This is a genomic window from Bradyrhizobium sp. CCBAU 51753 (assembly GCF_015291565.1).
In the GTDB taxonomy this organism is placed as follows: Bacteria; Pseudomonadota; Alphaproteobacteria; order Rhizobiales; family Xanthobacteraceae; genus Bradyrhizobium; species Bradyrhizobium ivorense.
The window spans coordinates 4112974-4139496 of sequence record NZ_CP030037.1 but is presented as its reverse complement, the minus strand read 5'-3'; the positions used below and the strand labels follow the sequence as shown (position 1 = coordinate 4139496).

Here is a 26523-nt window from a genome sequence, read left to right as displayed (position 1 = left end):
ATCGACCTGCCCCGGATTGCGCTCCGCTCCATCCGGGCTACGCTTGCTACGAGACTACGACACCGGAATCTCGATCGCCACCAGCGTGCCGCAGTTCGGCTTGCTGTCCAGTTCGATACGCCCGCTGAGCGACGACGCGACGATGTTGAAGACGACGTGCAGTCCGAGGCCGATATTGCCCCTCTCCCGTCCGGTGGTGACGAACGGATCGAACACGCGCCCCTGCATATCGCTTGGAATTCCGATTCCCCTATCGGCACAAACGATCCGCACCGCAGTCGGCTCCGGTTGCGAGACCGTCACGTGGAAGGCGCCTCCTTTGCCGTCCGGATAGGCGTGCACCGCCGCGTTGAAGGCGAGGTTGCTGATCACCTGCGCCAGCGCACCCGGATAGCTGTTGAGGATGATCCCCTGCGGGCAGGTGACGTCGACGATCAAGCCCTGGCGCGACAGCAGTGGCCCGAGCTTTGCGACGAGCTCTGAAAGCCATCCCCCGAGTTCGAACGTATGGCGCTCCTCGTCGGCCTGGTGGATGGCGACCTGCTTGAAGCTGTGCACCATCTCGGACGCCCGATGCAGGTTTTCAAAGGTGATCCGCAGCCCCTCCCCCAGCCGTCCAATGCCTTTCATCAGGTCGGACCGCCGGACCGCCGTTCCATTCAGTACGCGGACGATGGTGCGAAGGTCGCTCTCCATGGCCGTGGACGTGGTCAGCGCGAGGCCAAGCGGCGTGCTCACCTCGTGGGCGACCCCGGCGACGAGTTGCCCGAGCGAAGCCAGCTTCTCGGCCTGGACGAGATGCGATTGGGTCGCGTGCAGCTCGCGCAGCGAGGCCTCCGAGCGTTCCTTCTCCTGCTTCAGGGCCTCGGCAGTGCGGAACTGCCTGCGCGCGCGAAATTCGCGGGCGGCGACGGCATAGAGCGACAGCGCATAGGCGTTGCAGACCAGCGAATGGTTGATGAAGCGCAGCCCCGGCGGCAAGGCGGGGGCAAAGGATTCAGCGATGCACAGGGCGATCCAGGTCGTAAAGCAGAACACGGCCAGCGAGCCGACCCGCAGCGGCAGCATGGTCGAGACGAACAGGATCACCATGATCATGCCGGGCGCGGCGTAGGTGAACCCCGAGGGCAGCACCAGATAGACGCTCGGCAGCACGCAGCCCGGAACCACGCAATAGACCAGGAAGATGGTTTCGGCCCAGCCCTTCGCGGCCCGAACCGAAAGCAGCAAGGTCAGCGGCAGCAGCACGAACAGCGCGGTTCCACCGCGGATCGCGAGCGTGGTCGACACGACTTCGGGGTAAAGCACCCAGTCCCAGAAGGCATATCCGGCGTAGGTGAGCACGCCGAGCAGCATCGCTACCTGGGTCCAGCCGATATTGCCCCGCACATACTGGTCGACGAACCGGCGCTCTTCGACGACGTCTTCAAAGCGCAGTCCAAGGCGGGTCAAAAGGCCATGCATTACGGGTATTGCGGGTGAAAAGTCTCGGCACTGGAAAATGGAGCTCGGAAAATGATCTACGACAGCTGCGCCGCGCTGTCGCTGGCTTTTTGGTACGTCCTTAGTGGAAGCGCGGCAACACGCCGCGCCCGCTCCCTCACCTTGCATTCGCCGGCGCGTGGGGGTCGGCCACAGATCGGCGCGCCAATTCTGCGCCCGTAGCCCACATGAGCGCAGCGACATGCGGGGCCGATCACCCGGATATCGCTTCCGCCGTCGCTCTTCGAGCTATGGCGGACAGGTCGCTCATCCGGGCTTCTGTAACGGGCCTTGGTTAGTCAATCCCTTTTTGCATCATCCGCTCGCCGGGAACCTGCTTCTGTACGGGATCGGCGCGGTGGCCGTCGCCTGATGGGGTTCTAAGAGGAGCAGGTCGGCCAATCTACGGAAGCGTGATCGCATCGTGGGATGCGTCGACAACCCGGATGACGGCCTGACCTGATCCATCGTCCCGGCGAAGGGACTTCGCTTCGGGAAGGCTGGTGTGGTGACCCGCCCGAAAACTTGTTTGCTCCTGTTTTAAGCCGCCATGGCGGTTACCTTGGCAGTCGCGTTGAAGGGGACGTTGTCCTTGAGCATGCGCAGCATGATCACGGCGAGCTTGCGCGCCAGCGCCACCTTGGCCTTGCTGATGCCGGCGCGGCGGGCGATCCGCATCGCCCAGCTCTTGAGCTGCGCGCAGCCCTTGATCGGCTTGCTCAGGATGCTGTGGGCGGCCTCATAGAGCGCCTCGCGCACCGCGGCGTCGCCGTTTTTGCTGATGCGGCCGGAATAGTCGGTCTCGCCCGACTGATACTTCTTCGGCGTCAACCCGAACAGCGGCCCCGCCCGCTTCGACGAAATGAAGCGGGAGGTGTCGTCGATGGCGCTGGCATAGGTCAGCGAGGTGACCGGCCCTACGCCCGGCGTCGACATCAGCAGCCTGGCCTTGGCATCCAACCGCGACATCGCCCGCACCCGCTTCTCAAATCCGTTGAACTCGCGCACCAGCACCGTGTGGGCCGCGAGCAGCGCCTCGGCGATCGTCTCGAGCGCCGGATGGCCGGCCACCAGCTCGCGGATCCGTGGCGCAAAGCTGCGCTTGGTTGTCTTGCCGACCTTCAAGCCGAAGCCACGCAAGATCCCGCGCAGGCTGTTCTCGACGTCCTGGAGCTTGTTCTGGACCAGCTTGCGCGCCGTCAGCATTGCGCGGGTCTCCTGCGCGCTCATCGACTTGCAGTGGACCGGCCGGAACCAGCCGAGCCGGATCAATTGCGCGATATTGCGGGCATCGTTGCGGTCAGACTTCACCGGCATCGCCTTGAACGCGTCGCTCACATGGCGCGTCTCCAGAAGCTCGACCGCCAGACAGGCCTTCTTCATCGCCGCATAGAGCCATTGCGACAGCGGTCCGGCTTCAAGTCCGATCCTGGCCAGATCGAACCCGAGCGAGCGGAACCAGTCGATCAGCGCCTCCGGCTCGCTCGCCACCTTGGCCTCGCGAACGATCTTGCCGTTCGCATCGACAACGCACACGCTGGAGCATTCCAATGACACGTCGATTCCGGCATAATGGTCCATGGTCGTCTCTCCTCGATGCTTGGAGCGGGCTCAAGCCCCGACTCCGTTACACCATCAATGTGAGGGACGACCGCCTCCCTTCCAAGCAAGCCGCGCGACGCGCGCATCAAAACAGCGCCGTAGCTAGCGCGGCTTGCTTGGAAGGGAGGACCGCGGGCCCGTTACCCCATCTACTTGCTCCTTGTATCATGCCGTAGCCCGGATGGAGCGCAGCGCAATCCGGGAACGCATGATCCGCGGATCGCATTATCCCGGATTGCGCTCCGCTCCATCCGGGCTACGCTTTTCAGTGCGTGGGAAATGGGACCATGAGGTCGCCTTCACATTGTCAGGCCCCACAATGAAATATCCGAATTCGCAGTCCGTCATTCTCACCATCCTCGCGCTATGGATTCTGTGGAGCTTCGGGTTTCAAACCTTGTGGGCGCGATACGCCACCGAGCTTGATGGGGTCGTCGTTTCCAGCCTGGATAGGCCGTCAAAAGGGGCTCCCAGATATGCGACCGAATACGTGGTTCGCGATGCGAGCAACCACGACACCCCCTATGTCGCAGGCCCGACCGACGCTTTCCTGGAGCGAAGCATTCCCGTCGGCAGCCGAATAGAAAAGAAATGGGGTCAGCTGGGCTATCGGTTGGATGACCGGTGGCGGAGCTTCCCGGTCACTTTCTATTCAGCCGTCATGGGAGCGGCATTCTTCATGCTTTTCTGGGCGGCACTCGTGCAGTGGCGGACCAGGGAATAGCCCGTAGCCGTGGCCCGCATGAGCGCAGCGACATGCGGGATCCTGGCATCCCCGGATATCGCTTCGCTCATCCGGGCTACGCGCCTCACCTCGCATTCGCCGGCGCGTGGGTCGGCCACAGATCGGCGCGCCAGTGCAGGGCGATGCCGAGCATCGCGAGGAAGCCGGCGGCGGCGAGCAACGTGCCGGTGGCGGTGTAGCCGATCAGGTCGATCAGGCTGCCGGCGGCGAGCAGGCCGAGCGGCAGGCCGTAGATCACCATCATCCGCACGCCCATCACTCGGCCGCGCAGATGCGCGCTGGCGTTGCGCATCAGCATCACGGCGGCGGCGATCATCGACATGCTCTGGGCGATGCCGGCCAGCACCAGGCAGGCCATCGCCACCGGCATGGTGCGGAGCTCGACGAACACCAGAAGCATCGCGTACCAGGCGAGCGTGGCCCCGATCAGGAGCCGCGCAATGCGCACGCCGCCGGCCATGCTGAGCGTGATCGAGCCGATCAGCGAGCCGACCGCAAAGCTCGCCGAGAGATAGCCGAGCCCGGTCTGGTCGGTCTGGAAGATGTCGCGCGCGACATAGGGCAATAGGCCGTTGGTCAGCGGAAACGCGGTGAGGTTGGCGAGGAACGCGACGCAGAGCGCGGCGCGCATGCCCGGGCCGCTCCAGGCATAGACGATGCCTTCCTTGAGGTCGCGCAGCAGCGTCGCGCTGAAGGTGGCGCCCGCGGCGTGATCCGCCATGACATGGGTCTTCGCCGGCCGCCTCATGCAGAGCATCAGCACGGCGGCGATGAAATAGAAGCAGGTGATGCCGACATAGACATAGCCGAGGCCGAGCGCGGCAAACAGCCCGGCGCCGGTCAGGGCGCCGGCGATGCGCGCCGAATCCTGCGTGGTGCGCGCCAGGCTGATGGCGCCGACTAGCCGCTCGGGCGGCATGATGTCGGCGAGCAGCGCGCCGCGCACGCCGAGATCCGACGGACGGATCAGGCCCATCAGCGCGACGATGATCATGACATTGAGCGGCGCGAGGTGCCCGGTCAGCGCCATCGTCATGATGGTCCCTGCCAGCGCCGTGTAGGCAAAGCGCATCACCGCCAGGAGATCGCGGTGCCCCATGCGGTCGCCGATCATGCCGACCACCGGCGCCACCAGCGTGCCGACATATTGCAGCGAGGCGAGCACGGTCAGCAGCAGCACCGAGCCGGTCTCGACCATGATGTACCAGCCGAGCACCAGCGTCTCGACCTCGAACGCCCAGGAGGTGAGCAAGTCGGACGGCCACTGAAAGCGATAGCTGCGGATGCGAAATGGCGCGAGCGCGGAGGTCCGCGTGGGCCCGCTCAAGACGCGATGACAGGATTCACGGCGCTCCCTGCCCCTTTTCTTGGTTCTTCTGGGCTTGATTCCCTGGGAAAACTTCCCTGTTGCGGCAGGGTAGCCCCGAGGCTGCCGGTGTCAATTGATGCCGCCGCATGCGGCCATGCGCGCCGCCGCGCGTCCGGCCAGCCCGGCGGCTCGCGATCTGATTCCGGCAATTGCGATCATGGCTGGCCCCTTTACCCGGCCATCGTGGTATGATCCCGGTCTCGAAATCGCGGAGGAACGCCATGAGGGCCTTCGAAGTTTTCGCGATCTATGTCACGCCGTTCGTGATCGTCGCGGTGGCGATCAGGCTGTTGATGAAACGTTACGCCGTCGATCTGCCCGAGGTCCGCAAGCAGGCAAGGCCGCCGCCAAAACGCCGGTTCTTGCTCGGCGCCTGGCGCTCGGACTAGGCGAGATCGGATTCAACGCGCACGCGCGCGGCGCGACGCCCTGCGTGCCAGCACCAGAAATGGATGGACGACGCCAAGCACAAGGATGGCGTCAAGACCCGCAACGAAAAGCACGAGGAAGCCGTTTGGCGGGACAAGCCCGGAAGCCGTGAAGATGGGCGCGAACACCAGCAGAAGCGGCCAGTTGAGCAGCACTTCGGCAGCACGACCAGGCAGTCCCGGCCCGCAGGTAAAGACTGCCACCACCCCTGTGGTCCAAGTGCACCCGCTCGCGCCGATGATGGCTTGCGGGAGCACCATCTCGCAAACCGCAGCGGCGCTGCCAAAGGCCAGAATGCAGAAGCAGGCGAAGCACAAATCCCGAAAGCTCTCCATCTTCCTTGACTCCCATTGCCGGGTCGATGCAGGCGCAGGACAGTTTCGGAAGAAATCGCGGGCAAGGCGATGGCACGTACGTGCTAGCCGTGCCGTCGTCGCTGATGATGCGCAGCGCCGCGTGTCAGCGCAATGCGAGGTGCGCTTCGTAGGATGGATGGAGCGAAGCGATACCCATCATCCCGCGGCGCGGATGCAATCGATGGGTTTCGGACAAATCATGTCGCGGGAATGCGGAAGCATGGCTGCGCTGCTCCGCGCGGGCGAATGTCCCGCCGACGCGCCAATCCCGGCGCTACTGAACGACGTGCGTCCCCGTCTCGCCCCGCAGCGCCGCCATGGCGCAATCGAGGTGACTGATGATCGCGCGCTTGCCGCCGCCCTCGAGAAACCGGATCGCCGCATCGACCTTGGGTCCCATGCTTCCCGGGGGGAAATGGCCCTCACGGTGGTAGGCCTTGATCTCCTCGAGACTGACCTGATCCAGATCCCTCTTGTTCGGCTTGCCGAAATTCACCGCGACGCGCGGGACTGCCGTCAGGATCAGCAACTCTTCGATGCCCAACACATTCGCGATATGAGCGGAGGTCAGGTCCTTGTCGATCACCGCCGGCACGCCGGTGCGCACGCCCCTTGCATCACGAACCACGGGAACGCCGCCGCCGCCTCCCGCAATGACGATCGTTCCCCGCTTGACTAAGGCGTCGACCAGCGAGATGTCGCAGACATGCTTTGGCTTCGGCGAGGGCACGACGTGACGCCAGCCCCGCCCCGAATCCTCACGCATCGCCCAATTGAGCTCGGCGCCGATCTTCCTGGCCTCGTCCTCGGAAAAGAACGGTCCGACGAACTTCGTCGGATTCTTGAACGCGGGATCGTCCTTGTCGACTTCTACCTGGGTCAACAGGCTTGCCACATGGCGCTGGTTGCCCTGTTCGCGCAGTGCATTCTCGATCGCCTGCATCAAGAGGTAGCCGATGCCGCCCTGGCTGTGCGCGACGCAGATGTCCATGTCCATCGGCGGAATTCGGCTCATCGTCAGCATCTGGCGCATCATGATCTTGCCGACGACCGGGCCGTTGCCATGCGTGATGACCAGTTCATTGTCGAGTTGCGCAAGCGGCAGCAGCGCTTCCGCAGTTATCTGCGCGACGGACTTCTGCTCCTGGGACGTGCCCCTGATGTCCTCGGGGTGAACCGCATTGCCACCGATTGCGACCACCAGGCGACGCGGCACCTCATTGAGTGTACGCATTTCCCTACCTCCCGGCATTCTGGACGATGGCGACCGCAAGCTCGCACGCCTGCGCGTTCGACGGCGCAACGAGGATTCCAGCCTGCTCCAGTTTGCTGACCTGCGCGGAGCGCCCTTGCGGATCCTGCTCGGTGCCGACGACGGACGCGACCAAAGCCGGCGCATCCTGCCCGCGATCAGCGACGATCCTGGTCAGATGCCCGGCGGGATCGGCATGCGCGCCATAGCCGAGCACCAGGTCGAGCAGGACCACCGAAAGATCGCGGTTCTTCAGCGCGGCGCGCAGCGCATCATCGCGCACTGACGGGTCGATCATCGGGTGCGGCCGGCCACGGGTATATTCGTCGTCGCCGAGGTCGATCAGCCGATCCCGTCCGTCGTTCGGCTCGACGCCGAGCTTGACCACGCCGGGGATGGCGGCGTTCGACGTCACTTTTCGACCTGCGGCGGCGAGGATCACCTGAGCTTCGGCACACAGCGTTCCGCCGGCGAACAAGCCCTCGATCCCGCCTCGACCGTTTCGCGGAAGCCGTGACGCGACAGCGTTCGCATCGAAGCCTGCGCCGATCTTCTTGTGTCCCAGTGCGAGCTCCGCGGCGCCCTTCAGCGTCGGCGAGAAGCGGGCGTTCGGCGGCAGCTCGATGTCCGAGGCACCGATGAAGCACACGGTGAACGACTTCCTGCTTCTGCCGATCCGCTCAAGGACGGACCTGGCGACATCGGGATGCGGCGGCTTCGAGATCAGCACCACGTGGTCGGTTTCCGGATCGGAATCGAACGCATCGATCGCCATCAGCGTGGTGATGCTGCCGATATCCTTCTTCAGATCGCGCCCGCCGACCCCGATGGCATGGGAGATTCCCGCGCCGGCTTCCGAGATCAGGCACGAGACCTCCTGCGTTCCGGTACCCGACGCGCCGATGATGCCGATCCTGCCGCGCCGGATCTTGTTGGCGAACGCCAGCGGCGCACCGCCGATCACGGCGGTTCCGCAATCCGGCCCCATCATCAGGAGGCCGGCCGCCCGCGCCTGCTGCTTGAGCGACAATTCGTCCTCGAGGGACACGTTGTCGCTGAACATCAGGACATGCAGCCCGCGATTGAGCGCCTTGCGGGCCTCGGCGGCGGCGAACTCGCCGGGAACGGAGATCAGCGCGAGATTGATCTCCGGCCGGGCCTTCACGGCGGCGGCGATCGAGTGCGGCCGCCAGGCGGCCTGCGCCTCGCCTTGGGTCTTCGGCTTGTCGAGCGACTTGATCGCCTTGTCGAGGGCTTCGCGGGCAGCGGACTCGGATTCAGCCTTGACCGCGATCACGAGGTCATTGCCCTTGACGACAGCGCCCTCCTCCAGCAGTCCCGCATTGCGCATGATCGCGGCGTTCGACGGAGTCCCCATCATCAACGCTGCCTCGATCACGCCGGCCGATCCGGCCACCTCGCGCGACAGCCGCATCAGCGCGACCGAGTCGAGATAGAATCCCTTGCGGACCTCGTTCAGGACAACGACGTTCATGACACCCCCAAATCCCTGGCGATGGCCACGATGGCCTGCTGGAAGCACGCCAACGGCGCCTTGACCACGCCGGCACCGACCTGACCGATGCCGGGCTCGCGATGCGCGATGCCGGTGTTGATGACAGGCACCACGCCGGAATCGACGACCAGGCGGATATCGATGCCGGTCGGCACGCCGGCGAAGTCCATTGCGGCGATGGTCCATTCCGGATTCTGCGCAACCGTGATCTCGCCCATCGAGCGGGTGAAGTTGCCGGCCTCGGACGGCGCGCCGGCACCCACGAAGCCCGCGACGGCGGGCGCCGCCGCCATGGCAAAACCACCCAGGCCGATCGTCTCGACGATGGCGGAATCGCCCATGTCCGGATTGGCGTCCTTCTCGGAATAGCCGGCGAAATACAGCCCCTCCGGCATTTCGACCGGCGCGGTGAACCATTGCTCGCCGAGCCCGCTGACGCGGATTCCGAAATCGGTGCCGTTGCGGCACATGGTGGTGACGATGGTCGAACCACGAATGCCGTTCGCGGGATCGGTGATTGCCTTGCCCATCGCCATCGCGATGTTGAGAAAGAACTGATCGTTCTGCCCGATGAACGCGAGGCATTCGGCGAGAACGGCGTTGTCGGTCGAGGTTCGCGCCATCCAGGGCGCGATCTCGCGAAGGAAAACGCTCGAGCAGGCGAGATTGCGCTGATGCAGCTCGTCGCCCATCGACAAGCCCCGTGCGACGATCGATTTCAGGTCGATGCCGCCGGCGGCACGGATCGCCTTGCCTAGCGTTGGCCCGAACACGTCGCGCAGCCAGGCGAGCCGCTGCAGCACGCTCGCGTCGTTGCCGCCGAAGCGCATCACCTTGCCGAGCCCCTCGTTGATCGCGCAATAGGCGCGGTTGGAGAAGCGCGCGTTCTCGACCACGAACAACGGCATCGACATCGTGGTCATGCCGGTCATCGGGCCGACCGCCCCGAAGTGATGGTTCGGGTGAAATTCGATCTCGCCACCGGCGGCGAGCTTGGTCGCAGTCGGCAGATCCTGCGCCCATCCCTCGAACACGATGGCGCCTGCGACGGCACCGCGCATCGGGCCGCACATCCGGTCCCAGGAGATCGGCGGTCCGGCGTGAAGGATCATCCGCTCGCGCAAGGCCGGGATCACTTGGCGGGCCGGAACGATGTCGACCAGCCGCGGCTCTCCTTCGAGGATCCGGGCGAGCACCTGCTGGTTTGCGTCTTCGATCAGCTTCATCGGTGCGCCCTCACACACCGAGTTTCGCGAGCAGCGCCGCCATCTGCGGATCGCCGCCCGCCGACGGCTTCCAGTCGACGTGAACGACGTCGATGCCGCAGTCGCGGAGGTCCTTCACGAACCCTTCGAGCCCGACATTTACGACTTCGACCTTGCTCGCCAGCAACTGCTGATACTGCGGCCTATCCTGATCCGTCATCGCCTCCGCCCTAACAAAGCTGGTTTCGTTGTGCCGAGCTAATAAGAAAACACTTACTTAGTCAAGATTGGATTCTCGCAAGATGCGAATCTCGGTGGCGAAGAAAATCCCGGCTCTAAAAAAGAACTCCGAACTTGGTTCGGAGCAGTTTGGGAGAACTCGAAATTCGATTCGCAACGGCATCATCGCTCGCGGAGGGCGTGACGCAGGACGATCAGACTGCCCGCAAAGGCATCCAGTCCGGATGTATGCCCGATCTCCATCAGGGCCGTGAGCGCGCGACGAAATCCGGCGACCTCGCCGCGCATCGTTGCATCAATGGCAGCGTGCAGCGCCGCCGCGCCGTAACCCAGCGCCGCCGCGCGCAGATGGATTCGGCTGATGTCGTTGGTGCCGTCGAGCAGCGGGCGGCAGTGTCCCCACAATGCATCGCGGCATTCGATGCGCCCCAGCGCCGCCAACGCAATCAGCGCACCGCCGATCAGATCGTCGCCGGACGGCGTAAGCCCCGGCCCGAGACCGATCAAGCCGGCAAGCCCGGGCTCTCGATCCGCATCGGCGTCGGAGCCCGTCAGGACTCGCCCCAGCGCAGCGAGACCGGGCATGGCAGCCCGAACGAGGAGAGAAGCGTCGCTCGGAACGTGTCCGGAGCCAGCCACGGCGAGCCCCTCCGAAATCAGATCACCGCCCCACACCGCATCGACGGCATCAAGGCCGCGTCGCAGGCTGCTCATCGACCAATGCGGTGCAGCGCGCGGCGCCCAGACCAACCGCGCGGCGAGATTTGCGAGCGGCGCTCCTGCGACCCACAGCATGGAGCCCGCGATCCGCACCGGATCGCCGACCGTCAGTCCCGGCCATCGGAAGTCGCCGAGCACTTGCAACGGACCCGATCCGATACCGGTCTGTCCAACGCAGATCCAGATTCCATCGATGACGGCGTAGAACGACCTTTCGAACACGGCGACGATCTGGCCCGCGGCGCGATCATGAAGCGCCCTGTCGGCAAGCAGCCCCACTTCCACACCGGCACAGACCGCCGCTGCGGGCTTGGGACGCCGCTCGGCCGGCACGCTCCCCCGACCCGGCGACCTCCCGTCGGCTTGATGGCCTTCGACAAACATCCGCCCTCGCCTCCTCAGCGTGCCTGGGCCGCGAACCGTTGCGGCGCGCCGGCCTGGGCCTCGCCGCCCAGATAGGCCGCCTCAAGCAGCGGATCCTCGGCGATGATGTCGGCGGCGCCGCTCTTCAGGATCGCACCGGTCTCCAAAAGATAGGCCCGGTCGGCCAGCGCGAGCGCGTGGCCCGCCATCTGATCGACCACGATGATGGTCATGCCCTCGCTCCGCAGCCGCTCGAACGACGCAAACAGTTCGTCGACGACCAGCGGCGCCAATCCGAGCGACGGCTCGTCCAGCATGAAGATCTTCGGCCCGGTCAGAAGCCCGCGCGCGACCGCCAGCATCTGCTGCTCGCCTCCGGACAACAGGCCGGCGCGCTGGTCGATGCGCTCCTTCAGCCGCGGGAAGCGCACGAACATCGCCTCGATCTCGGCATCGAGGTCGAGCCCCTTGCGTGCATAGGCGCCGAGCTGGAGGTTCTGCTTCACCGTCAGCTCCGGAAACACCTGCCGCCCTTCCGGCACCAGCACGACGCCGGAGCGGGCACGAACATGCGCGGGGAGCGTCTCGATGCGCGTCTCGGCGAGCCGGACTTCACCCGTCGATCGCGGCGGTTCGAGACCGGCGATCGACCGCATCAGGGTGGTCTTGCCGGCGCCGTTGGCGCCGAGCACGGCGACCGCCTCGCCGGGAGCCACCACGAGATCGATACCGTTCAAGGCGCGCGACAGGCCGTAGAATGCGTCGAGCGTCTTGACCTCGAGTGCGGTGCCCTGCCGCGCCGGGCGCGGCGCGCGGCTCTTCTCACCCGGCGTGGCGTCGCCAAGATAGGCCTTGCGGACCAGCGGGTCGTTGCGGATCGCCGCCGCATCGCCGATCGCGATGCGCTTGCCGCCGTCGAGCACGACGATGAGATCGCTCAGCGACATGATCATCGGCATGTCGTGCTCGACGATGATGACGGCAATCCCGAGATCGGCGATCCGGCGCAGCAGCGCGGTCAGGCGCTGCTTGTCGCCCTTCGAGAGACCGGCCGCGGGCTCGTCGAGCAACAGGATGCGGGGCCGCAACGCCAGCGCGCGCGCGATCTCGACCAGCCGCTTTTCGCCATGGGACAGCGAATCCGCAAGACGATCGACGTCACCGTCGACGCCGGCAAAGCGCAGCAGGAACCGCGCGAAACCCTCCGTCTCGGCGTTGCGCAGCGCGGAGACAATGCCGCCGAGACGGCCGACCCGCTCGGCCAGCAGGATGTTTTCCAGGATCGAGAGCGAGCCGAACAACTGCGTGGTCTGGAACGTGCGTGCCACCCCGACCCGTGCCAGCAAATGCGACGTCATGCCCGTGACATCGCGATCACCGAGCTTCACCGTCCCTGCCTGCGGCCGGTAGAAGCCGCTGAGCAGATTGAGCGCGCTGGTCTTGCCGGCGCCGTTGGGGCCGATGATGCTGGTGACGGCACCGGGCGCCGCCTTGAACGTCACGCCCTGGACCGCGCGCACGCCGCCGAACGAGATCGAGAGATCGGTGACGTCGAGCCCGGCAGCGCTGCGTGTCGCGAGGATCGCCGCATCGACATTGGCCGCCGCGATCGCGGGCTCCGCCACGGGCTTGCGCGCCGGCAGCAGTTTTGCGGCGAGCTGTTCGGCGAGGCCAACGATGCCGGAGGGCGCGGCGCGCAGCACGACGAACAGCAACACGCCGAAGGCCAGCAGGCGATACTCGGCGAGATCCGACAGCGCTTCCGGCAGCAGCACCACCAGCGCAGCGCCGATCACCGGGCCGAACGCCGAGCCGGCGCCTCCGACCATGACGCCGAACAACAGCAGCACCGATTGCAGGAACGGAAACGAGCTTGGGCTGATATAGCCCTGCAGCGGCGCGAACAGCGCGCCGGCCAGCGCCATCGCGGCCGCCGAGATCACGAAAGCCACGGCGCGGACATGCACCAGATCGATGCCGAGCGAGCGCGTCGCGACCTCGGTATCGCGGGCAGCGCGCATGGCATAGCCCCAGCCGCTGCGCTTCAACCGCTCGAAGAGGATAAGGCCGGCAAACACCAGCACGATGCCGGCGATGGCAAGCGAACGCTCGGACAGCGCATAGCCGAACACGCTCGGCGGCGCGCTCAGCATCAGGCCGTTGCCGCCGCCGGTGAGATCGCGCCACTCGATCGTGACATGCTCGACGATGAAACCGAAGGCAATCGTCACCATCGCCAGATACGGTCCGCGCACGCGCAGCGCCGGCATCGCGAGCAGGCCGCCGACGATGCTGACCAGCACGATGGCCCCCGCCGTCGCGGCGAGGTAGGGCCAGCCGGCCTTCTCCATCAGCAGCACGGTGGTGTAGGCACCGATGGCCATGAAGCCGATATGTCCGAGCGAGATCTGGCCCGCGAGGCCGAGCAGGACGTTGAGGCCGATGCAGGCGATCGCGGTCAGCGAAATCGTCGCGATCAGGAACACCGCATAGCTGTCCGCGACCGCGGCGTAGCCGATGGCAATCGCGAACACCGCGACCGCAACGAGAAGGGAAGCGCGAGAGGTCATACCTTCTTAACTCCAGCTCGGCCGAGCAGCCCGTGCGGCATGATGACGAGGATGACGATGACGGAAGCGAACGTGATGATCTGGGTGTAGACCGAGCCGAGGTAGTTGGTCGCGAACACCTCGATCAGGCCAAGGCACAGTCCGGCCAGCATGACGCCCCAGGCGCTGGCAAGACCGCCGATGATCGCAGCGGCAAACGCCTTGATGCCGAACAGCGTGCCCATCTCGGACGAGACGTTGAACAGCGGCGCAATCAGCAGCGCGGCAACACCGGCCAGCATGGCCGACACCGCGTAGCTTGCGGCGATGGCGCCGCTGACATTGATGCCCATCAGCCGTGCGGCGTTGGGATTTTGCACCACCGCAAGCATCGCGACACCATGCCGCGTGCGGCGGCTGATCAGATGCAGCGCCAGCGCAAGCAGGAGGCCGACCACGGGAATCAGGAGCTGCAGCGGGTAGACCCCCGCGCCCTCCACGATCTGGATCGGCTTGGCCGCCAGCATCGACGGGAAGCTGCGAGGCTCCTTGCCGAACACGAACAGCATCACATTGTCGACGATGATGCCGACCGCAACGGTCGCCATCAGCCAGTTGTCCGAGCCGCGCTGCACGAACGGACGAACCGCGAAGCGTTCAATCAGGACGCCGTATACCGCGCAGACCAGCAACACCGCCGGGATGCCGATCGCGGCCGGCCAGCCCCACACGACGAGGAAGAAATATCCGGCAACGGCCCCCAGGGTCATTGAGCTGCCCTGCGAGAAGTTGACCGTGCCGGACACGGCGTAAGTGACGTGAAAGCCCAGCGCGAGCAGACCGTACATGCTCCCCAGCGCCATTCCGGTTATTATCGCCGAAAGAAACGACATCGATGATCACCCCGATCTGCTTGCTGGACGACCCTTGCCGTCACTTCTTGAACGGCAGGATGTGGTTGTCTTCGAAGTGGGCCCAGATGTAGTCCTGTGCCGTCAGCGCATCGTGCTTGTTCTGGGCGAACGGCTTTTCATAGGTCTTGATCAGGCCCTCCAGCCGGTCGATTCCGTAGAAGCCGTCGCGAATCGCAGCCGGATCAATGCTGCCGGCTTTCTGGATCGCGCTGGCGATCACCATGACGCTGTCATAGGCATTGGCGAAGCCGACCGCAGGCGTCACGTCCTCGGGCCCCTTGATATCCGGATACTTCGCCTGCAACGTGGCGAGCACGCGCTTGCCGACTGGCGAGAGGTTGCCGAAAAAGCTGTAGGTCTGGACGAAGACGACGTTCCCGGCGCTCGGACCGGCGAGCTCGGTGAAGCGGCCGCCGGCCGGCCCCCAATGCGAGACGATTGGCGGCGCCCAGCCCATCCGGTCGAGCGATTTCACGACCTGCGAGGATGGACCGACATTGCCCACCAGGAACAGGGAGTCGGCGCCCGCCTGCTTGAGACGAGACAATTGCGCGACAACGTCGACATCGTTCGCCTCGAACTTCTCGACACCCGCCGGTTCGATACCGGCCGCCTTCAGCGCCGCGCGCAGGCCATGCTCGTTCGATTCACCCCAGGGATTGTTGACGAGGATGAGGCCCGGCTTCTTGGCTGCGAAGGTCTTGCCGGCGAACGCAACGATCGCCTTGTCGACCTCGTCGTCCATCGCCGAGATGCGGAACACATAGTTGGTCGCGGCGCCGTTCTGCGTGATGTTGGTTCCGGCGGCCCATGGCACCACGAACGGCATCTTGACGTTGTTGACGAACGGCACGATCGCAAGCTGGACGGGCGTATCGAGACCGCCGAGCAGCACCGCGACCTTCTCGCGCTGGATCAGCTCGCGCGCGGCGGTCAGCCCCTTCGCGGGATTGCTTTCATCGTCGCGGCGTACCAGCTCCAGCGGACGGCCGAGCACGCCGCCCTTGGCGTTGATGTCCTCGATCGCGATCGTGGCGCCGCGGGTCAAGGCTTCGCCGGCGCGCGCCGACTGCCCCGACAGCGCCGTGACCAGGCCGATCTTGATCGGCTCGGCGGCCAGCGCCCGCTCCGCAAACGGCAGAGAACCAATGAGAATTGCGAGCGCGCCCTGCAAGACAACACGGCGGCACGGCCCGGTGATGGGGGTACAAGCGTAATTCATTTCTGCAATTCCTCCCGCTCCGGCGGCCTCCCCGGCCGCCCTGGTCCGTTGCCGCCGTTTCCGCGGCCTTGACGGAAGTAAAAACTTTCTTCACAAATTCACAAATGTCAAGCGGCCGATCGCGACGAACGGAGATTGCAATGCAGCGGGAGATTGGATCGAGGCCGGACCGAGCCGCCCCGGATGGCGGCCTCGGCGGCGCAACAGGCGCGCAAACGCCGGACTCAGCGCGCGGTCTGCGCTCGCATAACCGCTACCGCTACAGCGCGATCACGCGCCGCCCCGACTTCGCGTGGCCGAACGGAAAGCGGCTCGCGGTTTACGTCGCGCTCAACCTCGAGCATTTCGCTTTCGGCGACGGTCTCGGCGCGGAACTCTGCCCGGGCGGACCGCATCCGGACGTCCTCAACTACGCCTGGCGCGACTATGGCAACCGGGTCGGCGTGTGGCGGCTCATCGATCTGTTCGACGAACTGAAACTGCCGATCTCCGTGCTCGTGAACAGCAGCATCTATCACTATTGCCCGGAAGTGATGAACGCATTTCGCGCACGCGGCGACGAGGTCGTCGGCCATGGACGGACCAATTCCGAACGCCAGGGCGTGCTCTCGCCCGCCGAGGAGCAGCGACTGATCGAGGAGGCGACGGACATCATCGCGCGCGCCGAGGGACGACGGCCGCTCGGCTGGCTCGGTCCGTGGATCTCGCAATCCGATGTGACGCCGGACCTGCTCGCCGAAGCGGGCTACCAATACCTGCTCGACTGGTGCATGGACGATCAGCCGGTGTGGTTCTCGACACGGGGAGGCGGACGCATCCTGTCCGTCCCCTATCCGCAGGAACTGAACGACATCCCCTCGATTGTCGGACGCAAGGACAGCGGTGAACAGTTTGCGACCATGATCGCAGACACGTTCGAGGAAATGCTCGCTCAATCCGCAAAGCAGTCGCTGGTGATGGGCATCGCGCTGCATCCGTACCTGGTCGGCCAGCCGCACCGGCTGCGGCCGCTGCGACGTGCGCTGCAGGCGATCGCCGCAAGGCGCGAGGACATCTGGATCACCACCGCCGGCGAGATCGCGGCATTTTCGCGCACCCTGCCCGACGGCATCGTGCCGACTTGAGAAACTGGAGACCCGAATTGACAACCATCGACACACTTTTTCAGAACGCGCGGCTGGCCGACGGCCAACTGGTCGACATCGCTGTCCGCGGCGACAAGATCGCGGCGATCACGTCGTCCCGGCAAAGCTACGGCGCAGTCGGCGAGTTCCGCGATCTTGGCCGACGCCTGGTGCTCCCAGGCATGGTCGAAGGTCATATCCACCTGGACAAATGCTTCATCGGCGATGACTGGAAGCCGCACCGGCCCTGCACCGCGGGCTTCAGCGTGCGCGAGCGCGTCAAATTCGAGAAGGAAGCGCTCGCCCACGCGAAGCCCATCGCAGTGCGAGCGGCGGCCCTGATCGATCTCTGCGTCTCGCAAGGCACGACTCACATGCGCAGCCATGTGGATGTCGACGCAGAAGTCGGCCTGCGCCATTTCGAACCGATCGCCGCCGCGCGGGAAGCTCACCGGGAGAAAGTTTCGATCCAGATCGTGGCGTTCCCGCAGAGCGGCATCCTGACATCGCCCGGAACGGCCGACTTGCTCGAGGAGGCCGTTCGCGCCGGCGCCGATCTGGTCGGCGGACTAGACCCTGCAAGCCATGATGGTGACGTAGCCGGCCATCTTGACGTCGTCTTTGGTATCGCCGAGCGGCATGGCGTCGGCATCGACATTCATCTGCATGACGGCGGTCTGCAGGGCATCTCGGAGATCGAGGAGATCGCGCGGCGGACCAAGGCGTCGGGCCTCGGCGGCAAGGTCACGATCAGTCATGCCTACGCGCTCGGCGAAGTGGCGACCGACGTGGTGCAGCGTACCGCGCACCAGCTTGCCGAGGCCGGCGTCGCCATTCTCACCAATGCCCCGGGTGCGCACGCCTTTCCGCCGGTGTTGCTGCTTCGCGATGCCGGCGTGAATATGTTCTCCGGCAACGACAACATCAGGGATTCCTGGTGGCCCTACGGCGACGGCGACCTGCTCGAACGCGCAATGATGGTCGGCTACCGCTCCGGGTTCAACAGCGATGATCAATTGGCCGTGGCCTTCGACATGGTGACGGCCAACGCAGCCCGCGCGCTCGGCCTGACGGACTACGGCCTCACTGTCGGCGGGACGGCGGATTTCGTCGTGCTGGACGCCCGGCATGTCCAGGAAGCCGTGGTCGCCCGTCCCAAGCCACGCGATGTCTACAAGGCTGGCCGACTCGTCGCGCACGACGGCGTGACGGTGACCGCCGGCGCCCGGAGGCAGTGAACATGGAGCAAACGCCCTTGACGAACCGCCGTATTGCCGATCTCAATCCGAGCTGCTTGCGCCGGGAACTGGTCCGCAGCCACATGCGGCCTGATGGCGACCTGCCTTGCGCGAATACCCGAGCCCAGCCAAGGTTGACGCCGTGACAGAGACGACAGCACAGAGCAACCCTAGCCGCAGTACCACGCGCGGAAGGCGACCTCGCGACTCAGCGCTCACCAAGGAGGCGATCCTGCGTGCGGCGACCTTCGAGTTCTGCCACAATGGCCTCGGCGGCGCACGGGTCGAGGCCATTGCGCAACGCGCCAAGGCCAACATGCGCCTGCTGTACGCCTATTTCGGCGACAAGAACGGGCTCTACATCGCGGTCCTCGAGGACGTCTACACCGAAATTCGTGCGGCCGAACAGCGGCTGAAACTGGATGATCTCGAGCCGATCGCCGCAATGAGCGAGCTGATCGATTTTACATTCACGTTTTTCGGGCAGCACCAGAACTACATCGCCCTTATCAACACCGAGAACCTTCAACGCGGGCGCAATATGCGCAAGTCGCGCAAGATTGCCGATCTTACCCTACCCCTGGTTGCAAGCATCGAAAGCATTCTGCGGCGCGGCGTGGCTGCCGGCCTGTTTCGCAGTGATGTTGATCCCATCCAGCTTTATGTCTCAATCACTGCGATGAGCTATTTCCACGTTTCCAACAGGTACACGCTGTCGGCGATGTTCGACAAGGACCTCGGCGATTCGGACTGGCTGGCGCGACGCCGTGAGCATGCGCAGGACATGATCTTGACCTGGCTGACGGCCGCCGCCGGGGAACGCAAGCACAAGTCTGCAGGATCGAAGGCGACGGCGCGCCTCGGCAAGCCCTCCCGCTAAAGCGCGACGAGATTGGGTCGAATCATCATCGCGCTTTGGCTCTTTGCTCGAGCGTGATCTCCGCGCAAACGCTCCGCGTTCGTCGCGAGGGAAAACCGCTTCACCCGAGCCGCACGTGCCGCAATCCTGCGGATCGTGCGCCGGGAATCCCTCAGCGGGTCGCCACGACGCCGTCGCTGCGCGGATCGCTGGCCCCTTCCATCAGGCCATCCGGATGCCAGACGATTGCGCCGGCGTGTCCCATGAACTCCTCGAACGGACCGGCCATCTGAATGTCGTGGCCGAGCGCGCGCAGCCGATCGATGATCGCGGGATCGAAGCGGGATTCGATCTTCAGGTTGTTGTTTTCCTCGCCCCAGGTGCGACCGAGCAGCCAGCGGGGCGCCGTAATCGCGGACTGCAGCTCCTGGCCGTGCATGGCGTAGCGGCTGAAGATGGCGGCCTGGGTTTGCGGCTGCCCTTCGCCGCCCATCGTGCCATAGGATATCAGCCGGCCATCGCCGAGTTCTGCCATCGCGGGCTGGATCGTGTGAAACGGCAGGCGTCCCGGATCCAACCGATTGGTGTCGGTATCGCCGAGGCTAAAGCTCGTTCCGCGATTTTGCCAGGTCACTCCGCTCTCGGGGAGGATGACGCCCGAGCCAAATTCCCAATAGACGCTTTGAATGAAGCTGACGCTGAGCCCGCTACGATCGGTCGCGGCGAGCCACACCGTATCGCCTGGTTTGGACGGATCCGGCCACGGCGCGGCGCGACGGTCGGATACGGTTTCGTGAAGCGCGGCCAGCGATTCCTCGGACAGGAATTCGGCGGCGGGGCGCTTCATGTAGTCGGGATCGGTCACATGGTTGTTGCGAATGCGGAACGCAGCCTTGGTGCACTCGACGAGCCTGTGCAGATGATCGACGCCATCGGCTTCGTCGGCCATGCGCCGGGCATAAAGTGCCAGGATCAAGAGCGAGGCAAGCCCCTGCGTCGGCGGAGGCATGTTGAAGATCTTGTGTCCGGACACCTCGACCGACAGCGGCGTCACCAGCGCTGCTTGATGTCGCTCCAGATCGGCGAGCCGCAGCGGGCTCCCTACCCGCTCGAGATCGGCCGCCATCGAGCGCGCCAGGTCGCCGCGATAGAAATCGGTCAGGCCGACCTTGGCCAATCGCCGCAACGTCTCGGCGACACGCGGCTGCCGCAGCCGCGCACCGACCGCAAGCGGGATGCCTTGCGGCAGATAGACCTCGGCATAGCCGGGCACGCTTTCGAGTTCGTGCCGCTTTTTGCGAATGTTTTCATGCAGCGTGCTGGTGACGGCTACGCCCTCCTCGGCATGCCGGATTGCCGGCTCGAGCAGCCGCGCCATCGGCAGCCGGCCGTCATGACGATCGCGGCTGAGTTCATAGGCCTTCTGCCAACCGTCGACGGTACCGGCGACGGTGAGCGCGGCAAGCGGGCCGCGACCGGGAATGCTGCTGCAGCCTCGCTGCCGATACCAGCCGCGATCCGCGGCCATCGCGGCGCGTCCGCAAGCCTGAATTCCGACCGGCATCGAGCCGGCGCGGCCGACGAGCCAGAAGCTATCGCCACCGAGGCCGTTCATGTGGGGATACGCCACGGCGATCGTCGCGGCCGAGGCGATCATGGCCTCAATGGCATTGCCACCTTCCGACAAGACGGCGAGTCCAGCCTGCGCCGCGAGGTGGTGCGGCGCGGTTACCATGCCGCCATAGCTTCGTTTCGTTTGCAACATTAGCCGCTTCTCCGAACACAGCTTTGTAATAATATTTTTACTTACAATGTCAAGCAACCAAAAGCGCCCTGTCTGAGGCCGCATTGCCCGCCAATTCGCACAGCCGCGGCCTCGAGATGGTCACGCCAAGTAATCCGAAAGTCATCCGAGCACGACAATTTGTCATGCCCGTTGCACTTTTTTGCGGCGCATCATATGATGCGTATAATTCAAACAAATCTCCGGCACCCAAGGGAGTCCTGCCATGTCATCCAGCGCCGATCCCGTCGTCATCCTGTCCGCCGCCCGCACCCCGCTCGGCCGTTTCATGGGGGAACTGACGCCGCTCGCCGCGCACAAGCTCGGCTCTCATGTGATCGGCGCGGCGCTGGAGCGCGCCAAGCTGGCGCCGGAACGGGTCGACGAGGTGTTCATGGGCAATGTGCTGCCGGCCGGCCAGGGCCAGGCCCCTGCCCGCCAGGCCGCGCGCGGCGCAAAGCTGCCCGATGCCACCGGCGCCACCACCGTCAACAAGGTTTGCGGCTCCGGCATGAAGGCGACGATGCTCGGCCACGACATCATCATGGCCGGCTCCGCCGAGATCGTGGTGTCAGGCGGCATGGAGAGCATGAGCAACGCGCCGTATCTCCTGCAGAAGGCGCGCGGCGGCTATCGCGCCGGCCACGACCGCATCATCGACCACATGATGATGGACGGGCTCGAGGACGCCTATGAGACGGGACGCTCGATGGGCGATTTCGGTGAGGCGACCGCCGAGGCCTACCAGTTTACCCGCGCCGATCAGGACACCTATGCGATGGAGACGCTGACCCGCGCCCGCAAGGCGGTCGAGGGCGGCGCGTTCAAGGCCGAGATCGCGCCGATCACGCTGGCAGAGAAGGCCGGCCCGCGCATCATCGGCAATGACGAGCATCCGCTGAAGGTCGATCCGGCCAAGATCCCCGGCCTGAAGCCGGCGTTCCGCGCCAATGGCACCATCACGCCGGCCGCCTCTTCGGCCAATGCCGACGGCGCCGCGGCGCTGGTGCTGGCCCGCCGTTCGCTGGCCGATCGCGACGGGCTTCCGGTATTCGCCGAGATCAAGGGCCATGCCACCCACAGCCAGGAGCCGCAGTGGTTCACCACCGCGCCGATCCCGGCGATCCGCAAGCTGCTCGACAAGGTCGGCTGGAGCGTCGACGACGTCGACCTGTTCGAGATCAACGAGGCGTTTGCCGTGGTCGCGATGGCGGCGCAGCGCGACCTCGGGATTCCGCGTGACCGGCTCAACATCAATGGCGGCGCCTGCGCGCTCGGCCACCCGATCGGCGCCACCGGCGCGCGGCTGATCGTGACCCTGCTGCACGCACTGGAGGCGCAGAATCTGAAGCGCGGCGTCGCCGCGTTGTGCATCGGCGGCGGCGAAGCCACTGCGATCGCGGTGGAGCGGGTGACGAATTAAGCCGCGGGGGCGCGAGCCACACTCATAACGATGTGCGGCTCTATCCCCGTCATTGCGAGCGAAGCGAAGCAATCCATTTCACCGCGTATGCGGACCGATGGATTGCTTCGTCGCGGAGCCTGTCATCGGGCGCGCGTTCGCGTGACCCGTTGGCTCCTCGCAATGACGCCCAAGTACCGAGTCCTAAAACGAGGGAACTACGTCATTTTAGACATAGCGCCCTCGTGGCATATTAGGCATCACGAACAATACCCTCATCGCATTTCATCCGAGGCCCAATGATCTCGAACTGGCTTGCTTCCACCCTCGCCCGCCGCAACATCCACTATGGCTGGGTGATGGTTGCCGTCACCTTCTTCGCTGCGCTGATCTCAGCCGGCACCGTCGGCGCGCCCGGCGTCTTCATCGTTCCGCTGCAGAAGGAGTTCGGCTGGTCGACCGCGGAGATCTCCTCGGCGCTTTCGATCCGCTTCATCCTGTTCGGGCTGATGGCGCCGTTCGCCGCCGCGCTGCTCAACCGCTACGGCCTGCGCAACGTCACGCTGGCGGCGCAGCTGATCGTGGTCACGGGATTGGTGGCGTCGCTGGCGATGACGCAGGTCTGGCAATTGATTCTGCTGTGGGGCGTCGTGATCGGGATCGGCACCGGCATGACCGCGCTGGTGCTCGGCGCCACCATTGCATCACGCTGGTTCGTGGCGCGGCGCGGGCTTGTGATCGGGATCATGACCGCGAGCGTCGCAACCGGGCAGCTCGCCTTCCTGCCGCTGATCGCCACGCTTACCGAGCGCTACGGCTGGCGTCCCGCGCTGGCCGTGGTTTGCGCCGCTCTCGGCGTCGCCGCCTTTGCCGTGCTGATGGTGATGCGCGACCGGCCGAGCGATCTCGGCCTGCGTCCGTTCGGCGACGACGGCACCGCGCCGCTGGCAGCCCCGCCGCCGGCCAATGCGCCGATCATGGCGGCGGCGCTCGGCACGCTGCGCGACTCCTCGAAATCGTCGGTGTTCTGGATCCTGTTCGCGACCTTCTTCGTCTGCGGCGCCTCGACCAACGGCCTGGTCCAGGTCCATCTGATCCCGATGTGCCTCGACTTCGGCATCCCGCAGGTGCAGGCCGCGAGCCTGCTCGCCGCGATGGGCATCTTCGACTTCTTCGGCACCATCATCTCGGGCTGGCTGTCCGACCGCTACGACAATCGCTGGCTGTTGTTCTGGTATTACGGCCTGCGCGGACTGTCGCTGCTGTTCCTGCCGTTCTCCGACTTCACGTTCTACGGCCTGTCGCTGTTTGCGATGTTCTACGGGCTCGACTGGATCGCCACCGTGCCGCCCACGGTGCGGCTGACCGCGCAACGCTTCGGCGCCGAGCGCGCCAACCTGGTGTTCGGCTGGATCTTCGCCGGCCATCAGCTCGGCGCTGGCGCTGCGGCATTCGGCGCCGGCGTGTCGCGCACGCTCTATGCGAGCTACCTGCCAGCGTTCTTCATCGCCGGCGCGCTCTGCGTGTTCGCCGCGCTGATCGCGCTGGCGATCGCGCGGCCGCAGCCGAAGCCCGTTGCGGAGCCGAAACCGGCCGCGGCCTGAGCGCGTATTCAGTACGACAGGATGGTGCGCATCCCGAACACCATGCTGTCCCTGATCCGATGCGTCTGCGTCGGATCGTTGGGGTCGACCGCGCCGCCGCCGGGATGGGCGATGAACTGAAACATCGGCTGCATGGTGAAATTGGCGCTGACGACGTGCTGGTAGGTGATCTCGAGGATCGCCTCATAGTCGCGGATCGGATACGCCGTGCCGGTGAAGATCTGGGTATCGCGGTCGAGCGCGCGGGCGGCGCTGGAGATCTTGCCAAAGATCCCGGCGATGCCGAACCGGTCGTCCGGGAAGCTTTCGCTGAAGCCGGCGAACAGCAAGCCGCCGTCGACATAGGCGCTGATCAGATTGCGGTCGGAGGGGCTGATCGAGGCGCGCATGAAGAACGCGATGCCCTTGTCCGCGTCCGGCTTGGCGCGCGCCAGCAGCTGTTCGTAGACCATGAAGATGCCGTTGTCCCGCCGCAGCCAGCGCGGATCGCCGGAGCTGTCCGGATCGGCCAGCGACAGCCCATCGGCGCCAAAGCGCTGATCGGCGAACGACATCATGTGATACCAGGCGCCGCCGGTGATGGTCGCCGGCAGCCTGCTCTCACCGATATCGAATTTGTACTTGAGCTGGCCGATCCACCACGGCGGATCATTGACGCGGAACAGGATGCCGTGCGGGTTGGCGAGCTGCGGGTCCACGGTTGCCTGCGGCGGCGCGGACGAGCCGTCGAACAGTCCGAGATAGGCCGTGAGGCGGTCGGTCAGACTAGCCTTGATGCGGATGCCGGGCACCGCAAGCGCCGGCGAGGGTCCACCGGCCGGAAGATTGACGCCGGTGATGCCGGGCCAGCCCAGCGCCGAATTGATGAAGATGTCGTCGTACTGGCTGTCGATGAACTCGACGTCGGAGCCCTGCTGGCCGACGCGGATCGCGAGCCGGCCGTCCAATAGCTTCTGCTCGATCCAGAGCTCGTAGAGCCGCGTCGCGGGTAGCGACTCGACGCCGGACACCAGAAACAGATTGCCGACATAGCCGCGCGACAGCCCGTCGCCGTGGATCTGAAACATGTTGGCGTGGAAGGTCGCGCCGGTCCAGCCCATCACCTTCTCGAGATCGATCGTGGTGCCGAGGTCGAGACGGCCGGTGTAGGCCTTGCCGGTGCTGACGCCGCCCGAGGCGTTGCCGAACCCCTCGCCGATATAGGTGATGCTGAACTGGTAGCCGGCCTCCTCCAGCGCGGCGCGCGCATCGGCGATGCGGTCGGCGACCGGCTTGTCCTCGGCGCGCGCCGGCATCGCGGACGCGCAGAGCGCGAGGGCCGCGGACACCAGTGTTGCGCGGAAGAGGCCTCTGCACATGGCTGTTATCGCGGAGCGCTCGCGCTATTTGACGATACCGAGCCGCCGCATGATCAGATAGGCCAGCAACGACGAGCCGACCAGCAGACCTGCCGCGACCAGGAAGCCGCTTTCGTTCTCGGTCAGCGGCAGCCCCTTGGTGTTCATGCCGAAGATGCCGGTCACCAAGGTCGGCGGCAGCAGCATCATGGTGACGACGGAGAGCGCATGCAGATGCTTGTTGCTCTGCTCCTCGAGCTTGAAGCGCAGCTCCTCTTCCAGCAGGCGGCTGCGCTCGTGCAGCTCGACGATGTCATGGTCGAGGCCGTCGAGCCGCTGCGCCAGCTTGCCGGCCTGCAGCCGCAGCGCCGGCGTGAGATTGTCGGTGTTCTTCTGCTCGAGCCGGTGGAACAGCACGCGCAGCCCCGCGAGCTGGCGATGCAGCCGCACGCAGGTGCGCCGCATCTTGCTGAGACTGCTGCGCAGCTGGGATCCGGTGTCGTCGGCGAGCACCTTCTCCTCGATGCCGTCGAGATCGGTGCCGATCTTGTCGGCCATGCGGTCCATGGTGTCGGCGATCTCGTCGACGATCTTCTCCAAGAGCGCCGCGACGCTTTCGACGCGGTGGCCGCCCTCGAGCACGCGGCGCGCCGCATCGACCGAGCTCAAGGCCTGATGACGGCCGCTGAGCAACAGACGCTCGGTCATCGCAAAGCGGAGGAAGCCGGTCTCCCTGGTCGCGGCATCGATGTCGCGGACCAGATCGGAGAACACGCCATAGACGCAGTTGTCGACGATGTGGATCTGCTGGAAATTGTCGTTCGACAGCAACAAGTCGCGCGCCAGCTGCGGAACATGGAGATTGGCAAGCCACGCCCGGGTGCGCAGATCGGTGAGGTTGAAGTGCAGCCAGAGCCGTCCGTCATGGCTCGGCTCGATCGGCACATCGATCGGAAGCGGCTCGGCGCTGCCGTCGTGGTGCAGGCGAAACGCCCACACCAGCCCGGGGACCGCGCCCGGCGTCAGCAGCGGCGCAACATTGGCAGCAGGCGGATTAGCCAGCATGGCCAGCCTCCGGGAAAACCGCCAGGAAAACTGCCAAGCACACAACGAAGGCAATCGCGTGAAATGCCATGCTCAATACCCGCCCCCGCGCAAAACCAACAGGCGCGTCCCTCTGTCGCAGCATAGGAGGACGCGCTTGTTACAGTT

Annotated in this window: 22 protein-coding genes; 7 read left to right on the top strand and 15 right to left on the bottom strand. The window is 65.3% G+C overall.

What is annotated here, in order from left to right:
- Window positions 1-54: 54 nt before the first annotated feature.
- Together XH93_RS18515 and XH93_RS18510 are read right to left on the bottom strand one after the other, a co-directional pair.
- On the bottom strand, window positions 55-1464 hold the full coding sequence (locus XH93_RS18515) for a sensor histidine kinase (RefSeq protein ID WP_194474650.1): 1410 nt from the start codon (window positions 1462-1464) through the stop codon (window positions 55-57).
- A gap of 558 nt (window positions 1465-2022) precedes the next feature.
- On the bottom strand, window positions 2023-3063 hold the full coding sequence (locus tag XH93_RS18510; RefSeq protein ID WP_194474649.1) for an IS110 family transposase: 1041 nt from the start codon (window positions 3061-3063) through the stop codon (window positions 2023-2025).
- 340 nt (window positions 3064-3403) lie between these two features.
- Here XH93_RS18510 and XH93_RS18505 point away from each other — a divergent pair, with 340 nt between their 5' ends.
- A complete protein-coding gene (locus XH93_RS18505) occupies window positions 3404-3808 on the top strand; it encodes a hypothetical protein (protein ID WP_194474648.1) in 405 nt (134 codons plus the stop codon).
- A gap of 85 nt (window positions 3809-3893) precedes the next feature.
- Here XH93_RS18505 and XH93_RS18500 read toward each other — a convergent pair whose 3' ends face one another.
- Window positions 3894-5156, bottom strand: a complete 1263-nt coding sequence (locus XH93_RS18500) for an MFS transporter (RefSeq protein WP_139861394.1) — start codon at window positions 5154-5156, stop codon at window positions 3894-3896.
- Between the two features lie 263 nt (window positions 5157-5419).
- Here XH93_RS18500 and XH93_RS18495 point away from each other — a divergent pair, with 263 nt between their 5' ends.
- Window positions 5420-5587: a hypothetical protein gene (locus tag XH93_RS18495; RefSeq protein WP_194474647.1), complete on the top strand. Its 168-nt coding sequence runs from the start codon at window positions 5420-5422 to the stop codon at window positions 5585-5587.
- 12 nt (window positions 5588-5599) lie between these two features.
- On the opposite strand, the gene XH93_RS18490 is transcribed toward XH93_RS18495, so the two are convergent.
- The 9 genes from XH93_RS18490 to XH93_RS18450 all read right to left on the bottom strand — a co-directional run bounded on the left by XH93_RS18490 (window position 5600) and on the right by XH93_RS18450 (window position 15883).
- The gene (locus XH93_RS18490; protein WP_194474646.1) at window positions 5600-5962 is read right to left on the bottom strand and encodes a hypothetical protein; all 363 of its coding nucleotides are present in this window, start codon (window positions 5960-5962) and stop codon (window positions 5600-5602) included.
- Window positions 5963-6257: 295 nt separating this feature from the next.
- The gene (arcC, locus tag XH93_RS18485) at window positions 6258-7217 is read right to left on the bottom strand and encodes a carbamate kinase (RefSeq protein ID WP_194474645.1); all 960 of its coding nucleotides are present in this window, start codon (window positions 7215-7217) and stop codon (window positions 6258-6260) included.
- A 4-nt stretch (window positions 7218-7221) separates the two neighbouring features.
- Window positions 7222-8730, bottom strand: coding sequence for an acyl-CoA synthetase FdrA (fdrA, locus tag XH93_RS18480; RefSeq protein WP_194474644.1), 1509 nt, complete (start codon window positions 8728-8730; stop codon window positions 7222-7224).
- The gene (locus tag XH93_RS18475) at window positions 8727-9977 is read right to left on the bottom strand and encodes a DUF1116 domain-containing protein (protein ID WP_194474643.1); all 1251 of its coding nucleotides are present in this window, start codon (window positions 9975-9977) and stop codon (window positions 8727-8729) included. Before XH93_RS18475 ends, fdrA begins: the two co-directional genes overlap by 4 nt.
- Before the next feature lie 10 nt (window positions 9978-9987).
- On the bottom strand, window positions 9988-10176 hold the full coding sequence (locus XH93_RS18470) for a hypothetical protein (RefSeq protein ID WP_139861399.1): 189 nt from the start codon (window positions 10174-10176) through the stop codon (window positions 9988-9990).
- Window positions 10177-10358: 182 nt separating this feature from the next.
- Window positions 10359-11300 (bottom strand): DUF2877 domain-containing protein, encoded by a 942-nt coding sequence (locus XH93_RS18465; protein WP_194474642.1) that lies wholly within the window; start codon window positions 11298-11300, stop codon window positions 10359-10361.
- A 14-nt stretch (window positions 11301-11314) separates the two neighbouring features.
- Entirely contained in the window at window positions 11315-13849 is a 2535-nt protein-coding gene (locus XH93_RS18460; protein WP_194474641.1) for a branched-chain amino acid ABC transporter ATP-binding protein/permease, read from the bottom strand.
- On the bottom strand, window positions 13846-14721 hold the full coding sequence (locus XH93_RS18455; RefSeq protein WP_139861402.1) for a branched-chain amino acid ABC transporter permease: 876 nt from the start codon (window positions 14719-14721) through the stop codon (window positions 13846-13848). Before XH93_RS18455 ends, XH93_RS18460 begins: the two co-directional genes overlap by 4 nt.
- Before the next feature lie 40 nt (window positions 14722-14761).
- A complete protein-coding gene (locus XH93_RS18450) occupies window positions 14762-15883 on the bottom strand; it encodes an ABC transporter substrate-binding protein (protein ID WP_246799716.1) in 1122 nt (373 codons plus the stop codon).
- Window positions 15884-16104: 221 nt separating this feature from the next.
- Here XH93_RS18450 and XH93_RS18445 point away from each other — a divergent pair, with 221 nt between their 5' ends.
- The 3 genes from XH93_RS18445 to XH93_RS18435 all read left to right on the top strand — a co-directional run bounded on the left by XH93_RS18445 (window position 16105) and on the right by XH93_RS18435 (window position 19206).
- On the top strand, window positions 16105-17088 hold the full coding sequence (locus XH93_RS18445) for a polysaccharide deacetylase family protein (RefSeq protein ID WP_194474639.1): 984 nt from the start codon (window positions 16105-16107) through the stop codon (window positions 17086-17088).
- Window positions 17089-17105: 17 nt separating this feature from the next.
- Entirely contained in the window at window positions 17106-18326 is a 1221-nt protein-coding gene (locus tag XH93_RS18440) for an amidohydrolase family protein (protein ID WP_194474638.1), read from the top strand.
- Between the two features lie 142 nt (window positions 18327-18468).
- The gene (locus XH93_RS18435) at window positions 18469-19206 is read left to right on the top strand and encodes a TetR/AcrR family transcriptional regulator (RefSeq protein ID WP_139861406.1); all 738 of its coding nucleotides are present in this window, start codon (window positions 18469-18471) and stop codon (window positions 19204-19206) included.
- Between the two features lie 151 nt (window positions 19207-19357).
- Here the strand turns inward: XH93_RS18435 and XH93_RS18430 are convergent, their stop codons facing one another.
- The gene (locus XH93_RS18430; protein WP_194474637.1) at window positions 19358-20950 is read right to left on the bottom strand and encodes a gamma-glutamyltransferase family protein; all 1593 of its coding nucleotides are present in this window, start codon (window positions 20948-20950) and stop codon (window positions 19358-19360) included.
- Between the two features lie 244 nt (window positions 20951-21194).
- Here XH93_RS18430 and XH93_RS18425 point away from each other — a divergent pair, with 244 nt between their 5' ends.
- Window positions 21195-22391, top strand: a complete 1197-nt coding sequence (locus tag XH93_RS18425) for an acetyl-CoA C-acyltransferase (protein WP_194474636.1) — start codon at window positions 21195-21197, stop codon at window positions 22389-22391.
- A gap of 278 nt (window positions 22392-22669) precedes the next feature.
- A complete protein-coding gene (locus XH93_RS18420) occupies window positions 22670-23974 on the top strand; it encodes an MFS transporter (RefSeq protein WP_194474635.1) in 1305 nt (434 codons plus the stop codon).
- Between the two features lie 8 nt (window positions 23975-23982).
- On the opposite strand, the gene XH93_RS18415 is transcribed toward XH93_RS18420, so the two are convergent.
- Window positions 23983-25332, bottom strand: coding sequence for a carbohydrate porin (locus tag XH93_RS18415; RefSeq protein ID WP_194474634.1), 1350 nt, complete (start codon window positions 25330-25332; stop codon window positions 23983-23985).
- 24 nt (window positions 25333-25356) lie between these two features.
- Complete coding sequence (locus XH93_RS18410; protein WP_194474633.1) at window positions 25357-26376, bottom strand: transporter; 1020 nt, start codon at window positions 26374-26376, stop codon at window positions 25357-25359.
- Window positions 26377-26523 lie beyond the last annotated feature (147 nt).

What these genes read in the sequence shown, in the direction of transcription:
- XH93_RS18515 (WP_194474650.1), bottom strand. Translation starts at nt 1,464, where the DNA reads ATGCATGGCCTTTTGACCCGCCTTGGACTGCGCTTTGAAGACGTCGTC.
- XH93_RS18510 (WP_194474649.1), bottom strand. Translation starts at nt 3,063, where the DNA reads ATGGACCATTATGCCGGAATCGACGTGTCATTGGAATGCTCCAGCGTG.
- XH93_RS18505 (WP_194474648.1), top strand. Translation starts at nt 3,404, where the DNA reads ATGAAATATCCGAATTCGCAGTCCGTCATTCTCACCATCCTCGCGCTA.
- XH93_RS18495 (WP_194474647.1), top strand. Translation starts at nt 5,420, where the DNA reads ATGAGGGCCTTCGAAGTTTTCGCGATCTATGTCACGCCGTTCGTGATC.
- XH93_RS18490 (WP_194474646.1), bottom strand. Translation starts at nt 5,962, where the DNA reads ATGGAGAGCTTTCGGGATTTGTGCTTCGCCTGCTTCTGCATTCTGGCC.
- arcC (WP_194474645.1), bottom strand. Translation starts at nt 7,217, where the DNA reads ATGCGTACACTCAATGAGGTGCCGCGTCGCCTGGTGGTCGCAATCGGT.
- fdrA (WP_194474644.1), bottom strand. Translation starts at nt 8,730, where the DNA reads ATGAACGTCGTTGTCCTGAACGAGGTCCGCAAGGGATTCTATCTCGAC.
- XH93_RS18475 (WP_194474643.1), bottom strand. Translation starts at nt 9,977, where the DNA reads ATGAAGCTGATCGAAGACGCAAACCAGCAGGTGCTCGCCCGGATCCTC.
- XH93_RS18470 (WP_139861399.1), bottom strand. Translation starts at nt 10,176, where the DNA reads ATGACGGATCAGGATAGGCCGCAGTATCAGCAGTTGCTGGCGAGCAAG.
- XH93_RS18465 (WP_194474642.1), bottom strand. Translation starts at nt 11,300, where the DNA reads ATGTTTGTCGAAGGCCATCAAGCCGACGGGAGGTCGCCGGGTCGGGGG.
- XH93_RS18460 (WP_194474641.1), bottom strand. Translation starts at nt 13,849, where the DNA reads ATGACCTCTCGCGCTTCCCTTCTCGTTGCGGTCGCGGTGTTCGCGATT.
- XH93_RS18455 (WP_139861402.1), bottom strand. Translation starts at nt 14,721, where the DNA reads ATGTCGTTTCTTTCGGCGATAATAACCGGAATGGCGCTGGGGAGCATG.
- XH93_RS18445 (WP_194474639.1), top strand. Translation starts at nt 16,105, where the DNA reads ATGCAGCGGGAGATTGGATCGAGGCCGGACCGAGCCGCCCCGGATGGC.
- XH93_RS18430 (WP_194474637.1), bottom strand. Translation starts at nt 20,950, where the DNA reads ATGTTGCAAACGAAACGAAGCTATGGCGGCATGGTAACCGCGCCGCAC.
- XH93_RS18425 (WP_194474636.1), top strand. Translation starts at nt 21,195, where the DNA reads ATGTCATCCAGCGCCGATCCCGTCGTCATCCTGTCCGCCGCCCGCACC.
- XH93_RS18420 (WP_194474635.1), top strand. Translation starts at nt 22,670, where the DNA reads ATGATCTCGAACTGGCTTGCTTCCACCCTCGCCCGCCGCAACATCCAC.
- XH93_RS18415 (WP_194474634.1), bottom strand. Translation starts at nt 25,332, where the DNA reads ATGTGCAGAGGCCTCTTCCGCGCAACACTGGTGTCCGCGGCCCTCGCG.
- XH93_RS18410 (WP_194474633.1), bottom strand. Translation starts at nt 26,376, where the DNA reads ATGCTGGCTAATCCGCCTGCTGCCAATGTTGCGCCGCTGCTGACGCCG.